Source organism: Pseudomonas sp. C5pp, from assembly GCF_000814065.1.
GTDB lineage: Bacteria > Pseudomonadota > Gammaproteobacteria > Pseudomonadales > Pseudomonadaceae > Aquipseudomonas > Aquipseudomonas asiatica.
Genome location: NZ_JWLN01000024.1, coordinates 1 through 18,992, shown reverse-complemented (window position 1 = coordinate 18,992; position 18,992 = coordinate 1). Strand labels below are relative to the sequence as shown.

At 63.5% G+C, this 18,992-nt stretch carries 15 protein-coding genes and 1 pseudogene; 8 read left to right on the top strand and 8 right to left on the bottom strand.

Going from position 1 to position 18,992, the window contains the following annotated elements; translation table 11 throughout:
- Positions 1 to 4 precede the first annotated feature (4 nt).
- The 7 genes from RR51_RS19025 to RR51_RS18995 form a co-directional block, all read right to left on the bottom strand.
- Positions 5 to 1,048: a homoserine dehydrogenase gene (locus tag RR51_RS19025; RefSeq protein WP_013970806.1), complete on the bottom strand. Its 1,044-nt coding sequence runs from the start codon at positions 1,046 to 1,048 to the stop codon at positions 5 to 7.
- Positions 1,049 to 1,255: 207 nt separating this feature from the next.
- Positions 1,256 to 1,693: an Lrp/AsnC family transcriptional regulator gene (locus RR51_RS19020; protein ID WP_015268886.1), complete on the bottom strand. Its 438-nt coding sequence runs from the start codon at positions 1,691 to 1,693 to the stop codon at positions 1,256 to 1,258.
- A complete protein-coding gene (locus tag RR51_RS19015; RefSeq protein ID WP_039614386.1) occupies positions 1,690 to 3,078 on the bottom strand; it encodes a threonine synthase in 1,389 nt (462 codons plus the stop codon). Before RR51_RS19015 ends, RR51_RS19020 begins: the two co-directional genes overlap by 4 nt.
- Before the next feature lie 23 nt (positions 3,079 to 3,101).
- Positions 3,102 to 3,986, bottom strand: a complete 885-nt coding sequence (locus tag RR51_RS19010) for a LysR substrate-binding domain-containing protein (RefSeq protein WP_013970803.1) — start codon at positions 3,984 to 3,986, stop codon at positions 3,102 to 3,104.
- Between the two features lie 37 nt (positions 3,987 to 4,023).
- The gene (locus tag RR51_RS19005; protein WP_024086232.1) at positions 4,024 to 5,472 is read right to left on the bottom strand and encodes an amino acid permease; all 1,449 of its coding nucleotides are present in this window, start codon (positions 5,470 to 5,472) and stop codon (positions 4,024 to 4,026) included.
- Between the two features lie 143 nt (positions 5,473 to 5,615).
- Positions 5,616 to 6,887, bottom strand: coding sequence for a cystathionine gamma-synthase family protein (locus tag RR51_RS19000; RefSeq protein ID WP_013970801.1), 1,272 nt, complete (start codon positions 6,885 to 6,887; stop codon positions 5,616 to 5,618).
- A gap of 169 nt (positions 6,888 to 7,056) precedes the next feature.
- Positions 7,057 to 7,941, bottom strand: coding sequence for a homocysteine S-methyltransferase family protein (locus RR51_RS18995; RefSeq protein ID WP_177328676.1), 885 nt, complete (start codon positions 7,939 to 7,941; stop codon positions 7,057 to 7,059).
- Between the two features lie 118 nt (positions 7,942 to 8,059).
- Here RR51_RS18995 and RR51_RS18990 point away from each other — a divergent pair, with 118 nt between their 5' ends.
- Positions 8,060 to 8,881, top strand: a complete 822-nt coding sequence (locus tag RR51_RS18990; protein WP_003256303.1) for an ABC transporter substrate-binding protein — start codon at positions 8,060 to 8,062, stop codon at positions 8,879 to 8,881.
- Positions 8,878 to 9,699 carry an amino acid ABC transporter permease gene (locus RR51_RS18985; protein ID WP_039614384.1) on the top strand — a complete coding sequence of 274 codons (822 nt, stop codon included), beginning with the start codon at positions 8,878 to 8,880 and terminating at the stop codon, positions 9,697 to 9,699. Before RR51_RS18990 ends, RR51_RS18985 begins: the two co-directional genes overlap by 4 nt.
- 156 nt (positions 9,700 to 9,855) lie before the next feature.
- Here the strand turns inward: RR51_RS18985 and RR51_RS18980 are convergent, their stop codons facing one another.
- A complete protein-coding gene (locus RR51_RS18980; RefSeq protein WP_039614383.1) occupies positions 9,856 to 10,785 on the bottom strand; it encodes a malate dehydrogenase in 930 nt (309 codons plus the stop codon).
- An 818-nt stretch (positions 10,786 to 11,603) separates the two neighbouring features.
- On the opposite strand from RR51_RS18980, the gene RR51_RS18975 reads away from it, so the two are divergent.
- From RR51_RS18975 to RR51_RS18950, 6 genes and pseudogenes are all read left to right on the top strand, one after another.
- Entirely contained in the window at positions 11,604 to 12,746 is a 1,143-nt protein-coding gene (locus RR51_RS18975; RefSeq protein WP_236693280.1) for a sensor histidine kinase, read from the top strand.
- The gene (locus RR51_RS18970) at positions 12,731 to 14,080 is read left to right on the top strand and encodes a sigma-54-dependent transcriptional regulator (protein ID WP_039614382.1); all 1,350 of its coding nucleotides are present in this window, start codon (positions 12,731 to 12,733) and stop codon (positions 14,078 to 14,080) included. The genes RR51_RS18975 and RR51_RS18970 overlap by 16 nt, the downstream gene beginning before the upstream one ends.
- A 167-nt stretch (positions 14,081 to 14,247) precedes the next feature.
- Entirely contained in the window at positions 14,248 to 14,931 is a 684-nt protein-coding gene (locus RR51_RS18965) for a hypothetical protein (RefSeq protein WP_039614381.1), read from the top strand.
- A 12-nt stretch (positions 14,932 to 14,943) separates the two neighbouring features.
- Positions 14,944 to 16,218, top strand: coding sequence for an MFS transporter (locus RR51_RS18960; protein ID WP_052261082.1), 1,275 nt, complete (start codon positions 14,944 to 14,946; stop codon positions 16,216 to 16,218).
- A 76-nt stretch (positions 16,219 to 16,294) separates the two neighbouring features.
- Complete coding sequence (locus RR51_RS18955; protein ID WP_039614380.1) at positions 16,295 to 17,548, top strand: arsenic transporter; 1,254 nt, start codon at positions 16,295 to 16,297, stop codon at positions 17,546 to 17,548.
- A 181-nt stretch (positions 17,549 to 17,729) separates the two neighbouring features.
- A pseudogene (locus RR51_RS18950) lies at positions 17,730 to 18,845 on the top strand (MFS transporter); the annotation flags it as partial.
- Positions 18,846 to 18,992: the final 147 nt, after the last annotated feature.

Here is an 18,992-nt window from a genome sequence, read left to right as displayed (position 1 = left end):
CTCCTCAGGCCGAGCGGCCAGCAGTGTGGATAGCGACGATATCCGACAACAGGGCGAATGCCGTTTCGACACGCCCCGCACCCGGGCCGGACACGGTTACAGCGCCCAGCAATTCGGTATTGAACGCAACCGCATTGGTGGCACCGGAAATACCCGCCAGAGGGTGGTTGCCGGGCAACAGGCGCGCTTCGACGCTGGCACGCACCGAACCATCGGTTTCACGGCTGGCACTGCCGATCAGTTTCCAGCGCTGGCCCGCCGCCTGCGCTTGCTGGATAGCAGCGCTATCGAGGCTGCTGATCCCGCTGCAGGTCACATCACTCACCTGCAAGCAAGCGCCGAGCAGCTCGTTGGCGAGGATCACCACTTTCAGGCGTACGTCATACCCCTCCACATCGGCGCTCGGGTCCGCCTCGGCATAGCCAAGTGCTTGCGCCTGGGCCACTGCATCGGCAAAACCGAGTCCCTCTTCCATACGCGTCAGCACATAGTTGGAGGTGCCGTTGAGGATGCCCTCGAACCCCACCAGGCCTGCGCCGGCCAACGTCTGGCGCGCCATGCGCAGCACCGGCGTTCCGCTCATGACCGCGCCTTCGTACTCGAACGACACACCATTGGCCTTGGCCAGGGCCTTCAGCGCCGCAGCATGCAAGGCGATCGGCCCCTTGTTGGTAGTGACCACGTGCTTGCCAGCTTCCAGCGCCCAACGGCAGAAGGTTGCCGCCGGTTCACCGTCCTTGGGATTGGTGAATGTGGCCTCGGCGATGATGTCGGCACCGGACTGCTTGATCACCGATTCGTTGAACGCTTCAGCCGAACCTTGCGGGATCTGCGCCAGCGCCCCCTTCTGAGCAGGCAGGGCAGCCAGCGTGGCCGCATCCAGGCCGTTGCGGTCGATTGCCGAACCCAGGAACAGGTCGGTGACGCCAACGATCTTCAGGCCAAAGCCCAGCTCTTGCTGCCAGCGCGCATTGCGTTCGGCGATCAGTTGGGCCAGGGCACGGTTCACACCGCCAAAGCCAACAAGTGCAATTTTGTATTCGGTCATGGTTCGCTGTCCTTTCCAGGCGGTTGGTCGATGGGGACAAGCGTAAGAGCCGTGCAATGCCAGTTGAATATGGCAATCCGCTGTATTTACTGGCCAATCTGACCAGTAGCCGATGCACGCCTGAGCGCCGCCGGAATGCAAAACGCCGCCAGGGCGCAAACCCGGGCGGCGTTGTTGTAGCAATGGGCCAAAAGGCAAACGCGCGTCTCAGATCACCGTGGCCAGGACGAACGATGTCACGGTGTTCTCGACCCCAGGCATGGCGGCAATCTCCTTCCATACATGGTGCACCCGTTCCGGGCTGGAAGCCTCGACGCGCAGCAGCAGGTCGAATTCGCCGCTGAGCACTTCACACTGGATCACCTCGGGGATCTGGCGCAACGCATCGAGCACAGCCTCTCCGCGCATGCGGTCGTAGCGGTAGACGAAGATGACCGCGTTGATCAGCGAGGTCGGTCGTCGCCCTTCACCGATACGCAGGGTATAGCCCTGGATGGCCCCGTCACGCTCCAGGCGCTCGATGCGCTGGCGTACCGCATTACGTGACAGGTTCACCTTGAGCCCCAGTTCGGCATGGGCAATGCGTGCATTGGCGGTGAGTTCGGCGAGAATTCGCTCGTCCAGGGGGTCGAGGATGCGCTTCATCGTCCTGCCTGCAACCGGGCCAATATCTCATGAACCCCCGCCAGGTCCTCTGGCGCCAGCAGCGGCCCACTGCCCGCGCTGCCAACACCACAGGCCGGCACCTCGCCATGCCAGGCCCCAAGCTCCGCCAGCAACCCGGCAGACTTTTCCGGGGCAAACTGGCCCAGCGTGACGATCGGCGCACCAATGTTGCGCCGGTGCAGGCGCCCGGCGAATGCCCCGGTGGCAGCGTGTGGGTCTACTGCGCAGCCGGTTTCCTGGAACAGCGTGACGATTTCTTCGCGAATGAGCGCGTCATCCACGGCGTAGGAGTCGAACAGCATGCGCGCGTGCAGCCACTGGCGGTTGCCGATGCTCAACTCGCCACAATCCTCGAAATGCTCCATCAGTGCCCGGGTCGCCCCACCATCGCGGTCATACAGCTCCCAGACGAAACGTTCCAGGTTGGAGAACAGCGAAAAGTCCATGACCGGCGACAAGGTCTGGCTGGTGGAACCACGGCTGTAGCGATTGCAGTGGATGAACCGGTGCAAGGCATCGTTGCGGTTGGTGGAAACAATGATCTGGTTGATTGGCAGGCCCATTTTCTGGGCAATGAACCCCGCGTAGATCTCGGCAAAACTGGCCGTGGGGATGCTGAAACCCACCGGCCGAATCCCCCCACCCAGCTGAAGCGCCGCGTGAAAATAGAACACGATCTGCGCCAGCACGCCGACCCAGTTGGTCGAGTTGAAGCTCACGGGAATCAGCCCGGGGCACGGCCATGCACGCAGCAGCGCCGACACCAGTGACTGGCAGTCATCGAAGCTGCCGTCCACGGCCACGCAGCTCACGCTTTCGGAAGCGGCACTGCGCATCACCGCCGCCCGGTCGGCCGGTGTCCCGGCACTCGGGTAAAGCGCCAGCAAGCGTGCCGTAGGGCAATGCCGCAAGGCTTCGATAGCGGCCACCGCCGTATCGCCGTTGCTGGCACCGACCAGCATGACCCGTTCGCAATCGGGGCCCAGGAAATGGCGGATGAGCCGCGCCTGCAACTGCGCGGCGAAATCCTTGGAGGAACGGGTAGGCCCGTGAAACAGCTGCAGGATCCATTCGTTATGGCCAATCTGCTGCAACGGTGCGATGCCACGGTGCTTGAAGCCGCGGTAGCTGTCGCTTACCAGCGCCCTCAGGGTCGGCTCATCGAGCGTGTCGCCGACAAACGGCGCCATTACCCGCCAGGCCAGTTCGTCGAACGGCAACCACGACCAGCTGGCAATATCCTGCTGGCTGAACGTCGGCACCGCAGTCGGCACGTAAAGCCCGCCATCGTCGGCCAGCCCGGAAAGCAGCGCCGTGCGGAAATCAACCCGTGTCTCGTTGCCGCGCGTGGATGTGTACTGCATCGGTGCTCCAGGTAAATATTTGATTAACGGTGGGCCATCGCCACCAACCAGTGGCTGAAGGCTTGGGCATCCGTGGACAACGCCTCACCCAGGCCACGTACCAGGTAAAACGACTCGCTCGCCTCGATGCGCTGCGCAAAAGGCGCCACCAGGCGCCCCTCCTGCAGCAAGTCCTCGACCAGCGACGAGCGCGCCAGTGCCACCCCAAGCCCCAGTTCCGCCATGCGCAAGGTCGCCACCAGGGTGTCGAACTGCAGGCCGCTGGAAGAATCGACCTGATCGGCGCCTACCCGCTCCAGCCAATAACCCCACCCCTCCTCGTAACCCAGCACGTGCAGCAACGGGACGCGGGCCAGGTCGCGCGGCTCGCGTAGCGGGGAGCCGGCAATCAGCGCAGGCGAGCAGACTGGCACCAGCAGGTCGCGGGTCAGGCGCTGCGCCTCCACGCCAGCCCACTGGCCGCTGCCCCAGCGGATTTCCAGGTCATCCTCTGCATCCAGTTCCTTGACCCACAGGTTGCTGATGTAGCGGATGTCCACCTGTGGGTGCGAACGGCGAAAATCGGCCAGGCGGGGCGCCAGCCAGAAATGCAGGAACGACAGGCTGCCGCGCACTTTCAGGGGCCGACGCTGGCGTTGCCCGAAAATTTCATTGGTGCCTACCGCCAGGCGGCTTATCGCATCCTGCACCACCGGCAGGTAGGACTGGCCTTCTTCGGTCAACCCCAGCCCCCGGGGCAGGCGCTTGAACAGCGCCACCCCCAACTGGCTCTCCAGGTGGCGGATCTGCTGGCTCACGGCCCCTTGGGTGAGGTGCAGTTCCTCGGCTGCATGGGTGAAGTTCAGGTAACGCGCCGACACTTCGAAGGCTCTGAGCCAGTTCAAGGGGGGCAGGGTTTTCTGGGTCATCGGCGGTTTCTCGTGGCAACGTTCCGGTGCCCTAGTATCACCCTGCTCTGGCGGCCTCGGAACCTGTTGCCAAGGCTTCCGGTTGCAGCGGGCGACGGTCGCGGTACTTGCGGGTCAGCCAGTAGGCCAGGTAACACCAGGCGATAAATGGAAGACCGAAGTACAGGGCCACGCGCTGTGCCGGGTCGAAGGCAATGCCGACGCAGGCCAGCACGCAGCAGAAGATGGCCGCCAGCGGCACGAACGGGTAGCCGCGCACGCGGAACTTGAGGTCTTCGAGCTTGCCGCCATTGGCGATGTAATGGCGACGGAATGCCATCTGGCTGGCCGCGATGCTGATCCACACCACCACCACCGCCAACCCGGAAATGGACACAAGCGCCAGGTAGATGGTGTCGGGGGCAAACACACTGCTCAGCAGCGAAGCCATACCACCCGCCATGCTCAGGACGATGGCATTGAACGGCGTGCCACGACGCGACAGCGCCGCGTACCGGCGGGGCATGTTGCCTTGGTCGCTGAGGGTCCACAGCATGCGCGCCGCAGCATAGAGCCCGGAATTGGCTGCCGACAGCAACGCAGTGATGATGACGAAGTTCATGATGTCTGCGGCATAGGGGATACCGATCATGGCAAACACCATCACGAACGGGCTTTCAACCAACCCTGCCTGTTCACGTGGCAACAAGGTTGCCAGCACGAAGATGGTACCGACGAAGAACAGTGCCAGGCGCAGGACCGTGGTACGGATGGCCTTGGGTACGTTCTTTTCCGGGTCGCGGGTTTCGCCGGCGGCGATGCCGATCAACTCGGTACCCGAGAACGCGAAGGCCACCGCCAGCAGGGTCATGGCGATCGACCAGAAGCCCGTAGGGAACAGCCCCTCGCGGGTGAAGTTGCCCAGCCCGACACTGTGCGCCTGGGTAATTTCGAAAACGCCCAGGATCGCGCCGCCGCCCACCACCAGAAAGGCGATAACCGCCAGCACCTTGATCAGTGACAACCAGAATTCGGTTTCGGCAAACGACCGCACCGAAATGATATTGCTGATGAACACCGCAAACCCGAACAGCGCACTCCATATCCACACCGGCGTATCGGGGAACCAGCGCACCATCAGGATACCGGCGGCGGTGAATTCCGAGCCGATGGCCACGGTCCAGGTCAGCCAGTACATCCAGGCCACCATGTAGCCTGTTCCCGGCCCGAGGTAGCGCGTGGCGTAACTGCTGAACGAGCCGACTTCCGGCATGTGTACCGCCAGTTCGCCCAGGCACATCATCACCAGGTAGACCATGATCGCGCCGAGGATATAGGCGATGACCGCCCCCAGCGGGCCCGCCTGATTGACGGTGTAGCCCGACGTCAGGAACAGGCCGGTACCGATGACACCGCCCAGCGCCAGCATGACGATATGGCGGGTTTGCATATCCTGCTTGAAGCTATGCGTCGAAGCATTTCTCGTTGTCGTTGTCTGCAGGGACATTGTGGTTTACTCATGAAAGTTGGCGGGCAAGGACGTTGCAACGACCTCGTCTTGGCAGAGCGAAGCGAATTGCCTTGCATATTGTTTTTGTTCGACTTCATGAAATGGCACCCACCGCAAGGAGCGGGTGCTACACGCCTGCCTCAGGCCTGTGCTTCGGCCAGGCAGGCGTCTTCGTCACCGTGCAATTCCTTTGCTGCGGCCAACTCCTGGCGCACCGATGCACAGGCCTGTGCCAGGTCTGCCAGCAGGTCCTCGGTGTCCTCGATGCCCACCGAAATGCGCACCAGCCCTTCGGAAATGCCCAGGGCCAGCCGTTCTTCGAGGGTGTTTTCCACATGGCTGGTTGTACGCGCCGGACCGTAGATGGTTTCTACCGCGCCCAGGTTGCCCGCCCGATGGGCGTATTTCAGGCGCGGCAGCAGCCGCGCTACGGTGGGCATGCCACCTTTGAGCACGAAGCTGACAATGGCGCCGAAGCCACGCATCTGCGCTTTGGCAATCTCATGGCCCGGGTGCTGGGGCAACCCTGGGTAGTTGACCGCTTCGACCAGCGGTTCGGTAGTCAGGTAATGCGCCAGGGCCTGGGCACTGGTCTGTTGCTGACGCAGGCGCAGGGCCAGGGTCTTGATACCGCGGATGATCAGGTAGGCGGAAAACGGGTCCAGCGCCGCACCGTTGATCTCGCGGTAGTGGCGCACCTGGGCCATCAACGACTCGGCACCGCACACCACCCCGCCCAATACATCACCGTGCCCGGACAGGAATTTGGTGGCACTGTGCACCACTACATCCACGCCCAGGGCCAGCGGGTTCTGGTTCAGCGGGGTGGCGAAGGTGTTGTCGGCCACCACCACGGCGCCAGCCTTCCGGGCGGCAGCGCTCAGGCGCTGGATGTCCAGTACCTTGAGGGTGGGGTTGGTAGGGGTTTCCAGATACAGCAGGTCGCAACCCGCGGCGATCTCGCGTTCCAGCGCTTCGGTGTCGAGGGTGTCGCACAGGCAGACCTGCACGCCCATGCGCGGCAGGAACTCTTCGAAGATCTTGTTGGTACCGCCGTAACTGTCGCGGGTCGATACCACACGCTTGCCGCTTGAGAGGAAGGTATGCAGCACGGCACTGATGGCTGCCATGCCGCTGCTGAATGCCACCGCCGACTCGGACTGTTCCAGCTCGCAGAGCTTGGCTTCCAGGGTAGCGACTGTCGGGTTGCTCATGCGGCTGTAGATGTAGCCGGGCAGCTTGCCCTGCGCCACGTCGTACCAGGCATCGATGTCGTTGTAGCCGTAGGCGGCACTGACCACGATCGGGGTCTGGGTAGCGTTGTACGGGTGCTGAACCTGCTCCCCGCTCCACACCACACGCGTACCGATACCGGCCGCTGCATTGCCCTCGAATTTCTCGTTCTTGTTCATATCCGGTTCCCGCACCGCTGAGTTGTGTACACCGATTCGGCATCGGCTTTCAGCGGACTATAGGGGCATGGCGGGGCGACTGAAAAACGATGGAATCCGGGTCTGAGTAACGTTTTTTTTAATGGCTGGGGCCGAGCGGGTGCGGAAGCCGCCCTGCCCCTTCAAGGCTTTACGCCAGGTTGCGTTTCAGCTCGGCGATATGCTCCGGGCCAATGCCACAGCAGCCACCGATCATGCTGGCACCCCGTTCACGCCAGTCGCTGGCCCATGCCAGGTAACCCGGCGGGTCAAGGTCTTCGCGCAGCTCATCCAGGCCGTCGTTGGCGGTGGCTTCCTTTGGCTGTGGCGGGAAGGCGTTGGCATAGGCGCCAATGGCGATGTCGGCGTTGTGTCGCTCGATTACCGAGCGCGCTACATCCAGTGCAGCGCCAATGACCTCGGGCTGGCTGCAGTTGAACAGCACGGCCGCCGCGCCCAGGCCGACCACGGCTTCGATCGCATCGGCCACCGGCTCGCCGGAACGCAGGCGTGGCACCTCGTCGACTTCTTCGTCCTGCAGGGTGAACGACACCCAGAACGGCCTGCCGTCTGCCGGCAATTGGCCGTGAATGGCTCGCACCTCGGCAACCGAGCTCTGGGTTTCGGCCAGCCACAAGTCAACATGCGGGGCCAGGCCCTGCAGCAACGGGACCAGCACCTCCTCGACGCGCTCGGGCTGGAACAGGTCCGGGCGATAGGAGCCGAACAGCGGCGGCAGCGAGCCCGCCACCTTGACCGGGTGTGCTGCGGCATCGGCGGCATGCCGCGCCAGCTGGCCTGCGATATTGGCCAGTTGTCGGCCGTCCTTTGCAAAACGCTCTTCGCCGATGTGGAACGGCACCACCGCATAGCTGTTGCTGGTAATGACCTGGGCACCGGCAGCGATGAACGCTGCGTGCACACGAACCACCGCTTCCGGTGCCTCGCTCAGCGCCAGCGCCGACCACTCGGGCTGACGAAACGGCGCCCCACTGCGCTGCAGCTCACGGCCCATGCCACCGTCGAGAATTACCATCGCTCGCTGTTTCATATAACTACTCTAAAGGTGCTTATGAATAAAATTCATTATGTAGGTGACATTTATAACTATTAAATACCGCTTCCTATAATTGGCCAACATTTCAGGTATGTCCATGCGATTTTCTACTGTGCTCGGTGCGGGCCTTGTGCTGCTCGCAACTGCTTCCCAGGCCTTTGCCGGTGCCACGCTGGAGCGGGTTGAATCGCGCAAGGAACTGGTCAATGTCCTGATGGAAAGCTACCCACCGTTTTCCTTCCTCAATGACCAAAACCAGCTGGACGGTTTCGACGTGGATGTGGCCAAGGCCGTGGCGGACAAGCTCGGCGTCAAGCTGCGCCTGGAAACCCCTTCGTGGGACGTGATCGCCGCAGGCCGCTGGAGCGGCCGCTACGACATCTGCATCTGCTCGATGACCCCGAGCAAGGCCCGCGCCGAAGTGTTCGACTTCCCGGTGGAGTACTACGCATCGCCTGCGGTGATCGTGGTCAACGCCAAGGATGAGCGCATCCATGGCGCCAAGGACCTGGAAGGCCGCAAGGTAGGCCTGACCAGTGCATCGAGCTACGAGAGCTACCTGAACAAGAACCTGGTGATCGAAGGCGACGAAGACAAGAAGATCGAATACCCCTTCGATTTCGTGCAGATCGCGCCCTACGACACCGACAACGTCGCCTTCCAGGACCTTGGCCTGGGTGCCGGCGTACGCCTGGACGCCATCCTCACCAACCTGGTGACCGCGCAGCCGCGCCTGGACCAGGACAAGCGCTTCAAGCTGGCAGGTGCCCCGCTGTATGAAGAGCCGAACTCGGTGGCCATCGAGAAAGGCGACCCCGAGTGGGATGCCAAGGTGCGCCAGGTGTTTGCCGAGTTGAAGGCTGACGGCACCCTGGCCAAGCTGTCGCAGAAATGGATTGGCGCCGATATCAGCAAATGAGCACCTTCCCCTCCTCCCCCAAGCCCGTGGCCAAGCCCACGGGTGCCGGCCTGTTCGGCTTTCGCACCCGGCTGCTGCTGACCTGGCTGGCGCTGTTTGGCCTGTTCGTTGCGTTTTTCCTCAGTTTCGATCTGAAGTTCTCGATCATCCTGGAGAAGTTTCCGAACCTCGCCGGGTTCAAGCTGGGGCCCAACGGCTTTCTGCAAGGCGCGGCACTGACCCTTTTCCTGTGCCTGTGCTCGATGGTGGTGTCGGTGCTGTTCGGCTTCGCCGCCGCGCTGGCGCGGTTGTCGAACAGCGCGGTGCTGGTGGGTGTCGCCAGCTTCTACACCTCGTTCTTCCGCGGCACACCCCTGCTGATCCAGATTCTGCTGATCTACCTGGGGCTGCCACAGCTGGGCCTGGTACCGGGCGCCATCAGCGCCGGCATCATCGCCTTGTCGCTGAACTACGGGGCCTACCTGAGCGAAATCTTCCGCGCTGGCATCCTCGGCGTCGCGCGCGGGCAACGTGAAGCGGCACTGGCGCTGGGCATGCGCACTCCGCAGATCTTCTGGCATATCGTCCTGCCCCAGGCCATGCGGGTGATCATTCCGCCTACGGCCAACCAGTTCATCTCGATGCTGAAGGATTCATCGCTGATATCGGTGATGGGGGTATGGGAGGTGATGTTCCTGGCGCAGTCGTACGGGCGGTCGAGCTATCGATACCTGGAGATGCTGACCACGGCGGCGGTGATCTACTGGGTGCTGTCGATCCTGCTCGAGCTGGTGCAGGCGCGGCTGGAGCGGCATTTTGGCAAGGCTTACCAGCGCTAGGGGCCAGGCTGGGTTGGCAGCCCCCCCTTATTGAACTGCACGTAAACTCATTGAATTAGCAGGGACACTGTGGGAGCGGCTTTAGCCGCGAACACCGGCGCAGCCGGTGCCATGCACCGCGTTGGATTCTTCGCGGCTAAAGCCACTCCCACAGCGTTACAGCGCCTTCATTTCAGCAATATCCCGCGCCACCTGATCAGCCGATTGGTCAAACATCGCCTGCTCCTGCGCATCCAGCGGCAACTCGATCACCCGCGCCAGCCCCTCCTCTGCCAGTACACAAGGCACACCCATGGCAATATCCGTGCGCCCGTACTCGCCTTCCAGGATCGCCACCGCCGGCAAGATGCGGTTTCGCCCGTTGGCGATCGCATCGACCATCTGCGCAATCGCCACGCCCGGCGCATCGCAGGCGCTGCCCAGCTTCTTCAGCCCCAGGATCTCGCCACCACCCTTGCGGGTGCGCTCGACGATCTGCTCGATCTGCTCACTGGACAGGAAGTGCGACAACGGCACCGAACCGATCTGGCAGTAGCGCATCAGCGGCACCATGCTGTCGCCATGCCCGCCCAGCACCAGCGCCGTGATATCCCGGGCAGAGAACCCGGTCTGCTCGGCGATGAAACACTTCATGCGTGCGGTATCCAGCACCCCCGCCTGGCCGAACACCTTGGTGCGCCCCTGCCCGCTCAGGCTCCAGGCGCGATAGGTGAGCACATCGACCGGGTTCGACACCACCAGCACGGTCGCAGTTGGTGCATGCAGCTTGATGTCGGCCATGATGCCGTCGAGGATTGGCAGGTTGATACTCAGTACATCCTGACGCGACTGCCCCGGCTTGCGCGGCACGCCTGCGGTGATGACCACCAGTTCAGAGCCGTCCAGCATTTCAGCCTTTGCCCCGCCGTGAACCCGGGTATCGGAACCCGACTCGACTGCCGCCTGCCACACATCCAGCGCCTTGCCTTGCGCCATCTCGCCCTGCACATCCATCAACACCAGCTCACGGCACAACTCTTCCCGAGCGATGATCTGCGCCGCCGCCTCGCCGACCATGCCGGCACCCACGATTGTCAGTTTGTTCACACGACACCTCCCAGCGGCGCGCGCCACCAGGAACACGCCTGCAATACAGAGAAGTATCGCCTGCTGAGGCGAAAAGACCACACAAAGGCAAATGGAAGCGGTACGCGTACCCCGTGGGAGCGGCTTTAACCGCGAAGAATCCAACGCGTTGCCTGGCACCGGCTGCGCCGGTGTTCGCGGCTAAAGCCGCTCCCACAAGGACCGCGCCACCTTCGAGTGCAGTGCAGTACCTGTGGGAGCGGCTTTAACCGCGAAGAATCCAACGCGTTGCCTGGCACCGGCTGCGCCGGTATTCGCGGCTAAAGCCGCTCCCACAAGGACCGCGCCACCTTCGAGTGCAGTGCAGTACCTGTGGGAGCGGCTTTAGCCGCGAAGAGGCCGGTGCAGGCTGGCCTAGAACTCGAAGGTACTGGACAAGCTCACCTGCCGCGCATCGCCAATGGCCACAAAGTACTGGTTCACCGCCAAGCGCCCACAGAGTCACTGCTAATTCAACCGACCCTGTCCTTGCACGGCGATTTTCCATCTGGCAAGGTTGCCAGCAGAACGCCCACCGACTGACCAGCGGTGCCCCACATCAAAGGAAACCTGACCTGTCACTGCAACCCTCCGTTCGCCGTGATCTGCTGATTCTGTGGCTTTCCATTGCCGCAGTTGCGCTTGTGCTGGGATGGCTGCTGCTGATAATCAGCCGCCAAGGCGCCGGCCCTCAGATTGCGCAGGCGCGCCAACTCACCTCGACCAGTTGCCAGGCGCTCCAGGCGGGTGCGGCACGGGTTCGCCAGCAGCTCCCGCCTGCACAAGACCACCCTGATCTCATGCCCCCCTCTGCCGCACAGGCAGTGCTGGATTTGGCACTGCGCGATCAGCCGGGCATGGAGGGCGGCTTCTGGCGAGCGGATGCGGGTGTGGTGGCCTACGCCTTCCCAACCTACGACGGCACGGGAATCAAACGCGACCCGCCGAGCGCCGAGTTGCAGCGCATTGCCTCCACGGCCCAGCGTGCGCAGGATTCTGCAGGCCTGGTGGCGGATGTGCGACCGGGCTTACGCGAAGCCGTGGCTTTCGCCGCCTGCCCAGTTCAGGCCTATGACCGGCAGCTGATCGCCTGGACCCTGATGCGCGTTCCGCTGTTGGCCACAGAAACAGTCAATACCTTGATACTCGCGGTAAGCCTGCTGCTGGCGCTGGTCGTTGTCTCCGGGGCATGGCTGGGCTGGATGATTTCGCGTTGGCAGCGCCAGTCGGCGCATTTGCGAAAGCAACTGGCCCAGTCCGAACGCCTGGCCACGCTGGGGCGCGTTTCCGCCGGGCTTGCACACGAGATCCGCAACCCTTTGGGCACGATGCGCATGAAGGTGGAAAACGCGATGGCTGCCCCGGCTGACCGGCGCGAAGCACGTGTGGTTGGTGCCCTGGAGGCCGTACTTTCGCAAACGGCACGGCTGGAGACGCTGGTGTCGAGCCTGTTGGCATTGACCCAACCTTTCCGCGCCGAGCGCCAGGCAGTTGACCTGCAGGAATGGCTGGAGGAGCGGCGTAATGCCCACGCCGAAGCAGCGCAAAAGAAAGGCGTACGAATAACACTGGCCGTTGAACCGGAGCTGACCGCTAGCGCGAAGCAAGTTGCGCTGTTCGACCCGACACAAATGGCGCGGGTCTTTGACAACCTGCTGCTCAATGCGCTGGCGCACACGGAAGAACGCGGTGAAATCGAGCTCGGTGCACATCGCACGCACCGCGGCACATTGCTGTTGTGGGTGGCGGACGATGGTTCCGGCATTCCGAATGACCTGCGCGATACACTGTTCGAACCGTTCTCCACCAACCGCGCTGGAGGTACCGGCCTGGGACTGGCGCTGGTGCGCGAGATCGTGCAGGGTCACGGCGGGCGGGTCGGTCTCGCCGAGTCGGCCAAAGGAACGCGCATAGAGATGGAGCTACCGTGGCCCGAATCCTGATCGTCGACGATGACGCCGCATTCCGCGACAGCCTTGCAGAAATGCTGCAAGACCTGGGGTATACGGTGCTGCAGGCTGAAACCACCGATGCAGGCCTGCACAGGCTGCGCACCGAGGACGTGGATGCGGCCATCGTCGATCTGCGCCTGCCGGGCGAGGATGGCCTGGTGTTCCTGCGCCGCGCGGCGCGCATCTCGCAGGTGCCTTGCATCATGCTCACCGCCTATGCGAGTGGCGGCAACACCATCGAGGCGATGAGCCTGGGCGCGTTCGACCACCTGACCAAGCCCGTGACCAGGGCCGCCCTGATCGAGACGCTCGAACGGGCCCTGCGACGGGCAGCCAACACCCCAGACAACCCCCAGGCGGCCGGGGCATCACCTGCCGCACAAGAGCCCGTGGATGGCACCGAACTGGTCAGCAGCAGCGAGGCCATGCGCCAGGTCTTCAAACGTATCGGGCTGGCCGCGAACTCCGATGCCACTGCGTTGATCCTGGGCGAGACGGGCACAGGCAAGGAACTGGTCGCGCGTGCCTTGCATCGCAACAGCGGGCGAGCCACCGGCCCCTTCGTCGCCGTCAACTGCGCGGCGATCCCGGCCGAACTGATGGAAAGCGAGCTGTTCGGTCATGTCAAAGGCGCGTTCACCGGTGCCATCACTGAACGCACCGGGCGCTTTCGCGAGGCCGATGGCGGCACCCTGTTCCTCGACGAAATAGGCGATATGCCGCTGGCCACCCAGGCGAAGATCCTGCGGGTGCTGCAGGAACGCGAGATCACCCCCGTGGGCACCAATCGTGCCCAGCCGGTGAACGTGCGCATCATCGTGGCCACCCACCGAGACCTACCCAGCGCAGTCAAGGAAGGGCGCTTCCGGGAAGACCTGTGGTACCGCCTGCAGGTAGTACCCCTGTGGCTGCCACCGCTGCGTGAGCGCCTGGGCGACGTGCTGCTGCTGGCCGAACACTTTCTACGCCTGCTGGGCGGCGACTCGCCCAAGCGGTTGAGCGCGGCGGCAGCCCGGCTGCTGCTGGCCTATTCCTGGCCGGGCAACGTGCGCGAACTGCGCAATGCCATGGAGCGCGCGGCCATCCTCAGCCACGGCCCGGTCATCGATGCCGAACACATCGGGTTGCAGACGGCGGCGGCGCCCACCTCGGGCCTGGACATCGACTGGGAAGGCCCAATGGCACAGGCCGTTGCCCAGCTGGAGCGCGAAATGATCGTGCGCGCCCTGGCTGCGACGGCGGGCAACCGCGCAGAGGCGGCGCGGCGCCTCGGTCTGTCTCGCCAGCAGCTCTACCGCAAGCTGGCCGAGTTCGATCTGGACTAACCCTTCGCCCGCAAAAGGGGTGTCCGATTCCGTGACACCTTAGCGTCACGGAATCGGACGGCACATCACTCCTGTCAATCATAAGTGATTGATTTAATTAATATTTTTACCTGGCATGGTGTTTGCGCTACGGGTTGGGTGTTCCCAACCCAAAAGAGCTTCTCCAAATGTCCAGGTATTTCATCGCCACATCTCTTGCACTGGCAATTGGCCTGGGTAGCCTCAGCGCGCATGCCATGCCGCCCGCCGCCGCCCATCTGCCTCCAACACCGCATCAAGGTGTGGAAACACCTGGCCTGGTGAGCCAGTACGTGGTGGAAGGCCAGGTGCAACGGCTGCTCATCAATCCCTATGGTGAGGTCGACGGGCTGCGCCTGAGCGACGGGACCATTGCAAAGTTTCCACCGCACATGGCCGATGCGCTCACAGCCACGGTCAAAGTGGGGGACGCCGTCCGCATCATCGGGCGGGCGGAAACGCGAGGCACGGTCAAAGCCGACGCCATCATCCACGCCGACAGCGGGCGCACCGTGTACGACCAGCCGCCATCGGTCGGCGAAGGCCGAGCCCTGCCGCCACACCTGCGCGCCCAGCGCCTGCAGCCCCAACAGGTGGAAGGCCAGGTGGAGACCGTGCTCACTGGCCCACGGGGCGAGGCCAACGGCGTCATCCTGAGCGATGGCAGCATCGTACGTTTCCCGTCAGAAAGCCTGCGTATTTCCGTGCAGACGGGCGCACCGTTCGCAGCATCCGGGCTGGGCACGCGCAATGCGTTTGGCACCGCTTTGGAAGCGGTAAGCATGGGCACCACGTTATCCACCCTGCAACCGCTCTATGACCGCGCGCCATAAGGGAATGCCGCTATGCACCCGGCAACACCTTCCATAACTCCGGCGCATGCCAGCTCACGGCGCTGGCTGTCCGGCCTCAACTTCTTCCTGGCCGATGTCCGTGACGGCCTGGGCCCCTTCCTCGGTGTGTTTCTGGCCAGCCACGGCTGGCGAGCCGATGACATCGGCTACGTGATGGCCGCCGGCGGCATCGCAGGCATGTTGGCGACCACGCCGATGGGCGCGTGGATCGACGCCTCGCGCCACAAACGACTGCTTCTGGCAAGCGGCGCCATTGCACTCATTCTCGCCACGGCAGCGCTTTGGACGGCGCCAACGTTCGGCGTCGCCGTCGCCTCTCAAGTGGTGACGGGTGTTGTGGGTGCGTTGATGGGCGCCGGCATCATGGGCATCACCTTGGGCATCGTTGATCAGAAAGACTTGTCTCGGCAGCTCGGCATCAACGAAGCCTGGAACCATGCCGGCAACGTGGTAGCGGCAGCCTTGGCCGGGCTGGCAGGCTACCGCTGGGGGCTGTCAGCCGTATTCGTCCTGATGGCCCTGATGGCGTGCGCGGCTCTTGCCTGCTTGCGCAAGATCGATCCACATGACATCGATCATGAGCGTGCCCGCGGTGGTGACCTCACTGGCAACCAGCCTGCGCAAGGTAGCAGCCCCTCGCCTTCCATGGTGCGGGTTTTGACGCACTCGCGCGAGCTGGGCCTGCTCGCGATCACCATGCTGCTGTTCCACCTTGGCAATGCCGCGATGCTGCCCTTGCTGGCACAGTCGGTTGTCACGCGTGGGCTGGCCGACCCCAGCGTGTTCACGGCATCCACCGTCATCGTGGCGCAGCTGGTCATGATTCCCGTGGCGCTTTGGGCCGGGCGGCATGCCTCTCGGCACGGGTATCGGGCACTGATCCTTGCCGCCCTCCTGGCCTTGCCCTTGCGCGGGCTGATCGCCGGTTGCTGGGAGTCCCCTTGGGCCCTGATTCCGGTACAGGCCCTTGATGGAATCGGGGCAGGCCTGCTGGGTGTCGCCTTGCCTGGGCTTGTCGCTTCCATCCTGCGCGGCACTGGGCACATCAATGCAGGGCTTGGTGCAGTGATGACGATACAGGGAATAGGCGCGGCCATGAGCCACGCACTCGCCGGCTGGATCGCGCAACATTTCGGCTATGGCACAGCCTTTGTCGTTCTGGGTATCGTGGCTGCAATCGGGCTACTCACCTATCAGACAGGCCTTAGGAAGGGACACCCAAGCCGGCAATTGCCAGCTCAGCCAAATAACGTTGACACGATATAGCGTGCTGCATGTCATCCACCAAAGGCTGGCACCCGGCCAAGCCGCGCCAACTCATTCATTCACCTGAGTAAACTGCATGCCTGTATTTGATCCATCCTCGCTCATCTGGGCCGTCGCCGCCGTTGCGACCGGTGGGGTAATCCTGCGCCCCTGGCGGGTGCCGGAATATGTCTGGGCAGTCGGCGCCGCTGTATTGCTGACCGCGTTTGGCCTGGTGCCACTACCCACGGCCCTCGGCGCTGTCGCCGAGGGCGGCGATGTTTACCTGTTTCTGATCGGTATGATGGTGCTGGCCGAACTGGCACGCCAGGAAGGGCTGTTCGACTGGCTGGCCATGTACGCGGTGCAGCATGCCCGGGGCTCCGGCCAGCGCCTGTTCGACCTGGTATTCCTGGTGGGGGTACTGGTAACGGTGTTCCTCTCCAACGATGCCACGGCGGTGGTGCTGACCCCAGCGGTGTACGCCGCATGCCGGGCGGCCAAGGCCGAGCCGCTGCCTTATCTGTTCATCTGTGCCTTCATCGCCAATGCCGCCAGCTTTGTGCTGCCCATTTCCAACCCGGCCAACCTGGTAGTGTTCGGCAGCCAGATGCCGCCGTTGCTGGATTGGCTGCGGCAGTTCACCTTGCCGTCGCTTGCGGCCATCGGCCTGACCTACCTGGTGCTGCGGCTGGCCCAACGCAAACAGATACGCCAGCCCCTGGCAACGACTATCGACATGCAACCGCTGTCCAGCGGTGCACGCTTGTGCGCGCTGGGTATCGTGCTGACAGGCGCCCTGTTGCTGCTGACTTCCGCCCTGGACCGGCAGCTCGGCTTGCCCACCTTTTGCGCCGGCATCGCCACGGCCGGGCTGATCCACCTGCGCCAACGGCGCAACCCGATGCCGGTGCTCAAAGGTGTGGCATGGGGCGTACTGCCGTTGGTCGCGGGCCTGTTCGTGCTGGTGGAAGCGGTGGCACAGACGGGTGTGATCGAGCACCTGGCCCATGGTTTGGCCGCGCAGGCGCGCAGCTCCGAGACCCAGGCGAGCTGGGGCGCCGGTGTGGTAGCGGCTATCGCCGGCAACCTGATGAACAACCTGCCGACCGGCCTGATCGCGGGCTCCGTTGGCCATATTGTCGATTTACCCGCGAGAACCACTGCGGCGCTGCTGATTGGCGTCGACCTCGGGCCGAACCTGTCGATTACCGGCTCCCTGGCCACTTTGCTCTGGCTGGTTGCCGTTCGCCGTGAAGGCGAACACGTCGGTGCCTTGGACTTCCTGCGCCTGGGGGCGCTGGTAATGCCGCCTGCCTTGATCGGGGCGTTGGGGTTGCTTCATTTGTGAAGCGCTCGCAAGCGGTACGCATACCGTGGGGGGGAGCGGGCGTGCCCGCGAAGAATCCAACGCGGTGCCTGGCACCCGCTGCGCCGGTGTTCGCGGCGGTTCGACGCCTCGACACACCCGCTCCCACAAGGTCACTGCCAACTCAATGAGTTATGTGTTGTGGAGATCGTGGGAGGCGCCCAGCCTGCTTGGCACCACGTTCGGGCTGGGCCTGGCGTTCGGGCCAATGGTCAGCGGCATGCTGATCGAACAGTTCGGCTGGCGCTCGATCTTCGTCAGCACCGCGGTCCTTGCTGCGATCTCGCTGCTGGCGGCGTTGTCACGGATGCGCGAAAGTTTCAACCCCGAAGCGCCCAAGCTGGACCTGCCCGGTGTGCTTGCCTTCTCGAGCATGCTCGCACTGTTTACCACTGCGATCATCCTGGGGCCGCAGGCCGGCTGGCGCTCCCCGCTGATCCTGGGCCTGTTCGGCGGCGCGGCACTGAGCTTGCTGGCGTTCGTGACCATCGAGCTGCGCGCCAGGCAGCCGATGCTCGAGCTGAGCCTGCTGAAATACCCGCGCTTTGTCGGGGTGCAGATTCTGCCGATCGGCACCTGTTATTGCTACATCGTGCTGATCGTATTGCTTCCGTTCCGCTTGATCGGCGTAGAAGGCATCGCCCCGATGCACAGCGGCCTGACCATGCTGGCACTGTCGGCGCCGATGCTGGTGGTCCCGCTGCTGGCCGCCTGGTTGACCCGCTGGGTAAGTGCTGGCGTGCTGTCGGCTGCAGGCTTCCTGGTGGCGGCCGCGGGGTTGTACCTGTTGGCCCATGCCGCTATTGGCGATTACCAGCAACTGGTGCTGGCAATGCTGGTGATTGGTATTGGCACCGGTTTCCCTTGGGGCCTGATGGACGGGCTGGCGGTTAGCGTGATCCCCAAAGAGCAAGCAGGCATGGCCGCCGGTATCTTCAACACCACCCGCGTGGCGGGCGAAGGTGTCTCCCTGGCGATCACCATCGCCCTGCTCACCGCGTTGGTAGGTAACAGTCTTGGGCGCGTACTACCTGCCGGCGATTACAGCGAACTGGCGCAGCGCCTGGTGATGGGCGACCTGGGCCAGGTTCAGGGCGTCGATCCGATGCTGCTGCAGGCCGCGTATCTGGACGGTTTCGGCACCTTGGTGCTGGTGCTGATCGGGTTCACCGTGTTGTCGGCTGGAGCGGCGTTCTTCTTGCTTGGTCAAGACGAGCAGGCAAGGCGTGCCAAAGCGCCTCACAGCAGCCTGCCAGCCTCCGATTCGGTGCGGGGCTGACGACGGCATGGCGATTACACGCGACAACGGGATCTTGCCTAACGCTCAGGGGCCTGGCCGCTTCGCTCCGTCACCTTCCCACACTGCTCACTGGCCAGACGGCTGATGATCCGGGTCACCTGATGGATACCGGCCGTGTTGCGAAAG

Bases quoted from the DNA above. Each gene is read 5' to 3' on its own strand.
- RR51_RS19025 (WP_013970806.1), bottom strand. From the start codon at position 1,048: ATGACCGAATACAAAATTGCACTTGTTGGCTTTGGCGGTGTGAACCGT.
- RR51_RS19020 (WP_015268886.1), bottom strand. From the start codon at position 1,693: ATGAAGCGCATCCTCGACCCCCTGGACGAGCGAATTCTCGCCGAACTC.
- RR51_RS19015 (WP_039614386.1), bottom strand. From the start codon at position 3,078: ATGCAGTACACATCCACGCGCGGCAACGAGACACGGGTTGATTTCCGC.
- RR51_RS19010 (WP_013970803.1), bottom strand. From the start codon at position 3,986: ATGACCCAGAAAACCCTGCCCCCCTTGAACTGGCTCAGAGCCTTCGAA.
- RR51_RS19005 (WP_024086232.1), bottom strand. From the start codon at position 5,472: ATGTCCCTGCAGACAACGACAACGAGAAATGCTTCGACGCATAGCTTC.
- RR51_RS19000 (WP_013970801.1), bottom strand. From the start codon at position 6,887: ATGAACAAGAACGAGAAATTCGAGGGCAATGCAGCGGCCGGTATCGGT.
- RR51_RS18995 (WP_177328676.1), bottom strand. From the start codon at position 7,941: ATGGTAATTCTCGACGGTGGCATGGGCCGTGAGCTGCAGCGCAGTGGG.
- RR51_RS18990 (WP_003256303.1), top strand. From the start codon at position 8,060: ATGCGATTTTCTACTGTGCTCGGTGCGGGCCTTGTGCTGCTCGCAACT.
- RR51_RS18985 (WP_039614384.1), top strand. From the start codon at position 8,878: ATGAGCACCTTCCCCTCCTCCCCCAAGCCCGTGGCCAAGCCCACGGGT.
- RR51_RS18975 (WP_236693280.1), top strand. From the start codon at position 11,604: ATGCCCCCCTCTGCCGCACAGGCAGTGCTGGATTTGGCACTGCGCGAT.
- RR51_RS18965 (WP_039614381.1), top strand. From the start codon at position 14,248: ATGTCCAGGTATTTCATCGCCACATCTCTTGCACTGGCAATTGGCCTG.
- RR51_RS18960 (WP_052261082.1), top strand. From the start codon at position 14,944: ATGCACCCGGCAACACCTTCCATAACTCCGGCGCATGCCAGCTCACGG.
- RR51_RS18955 (WP_039614380.1), top strand. From the start codon at position 16,295: ATGCCTGTATTTGATCCATCCTCGCTCATCTGGGCCGTCGCCGCCGTT.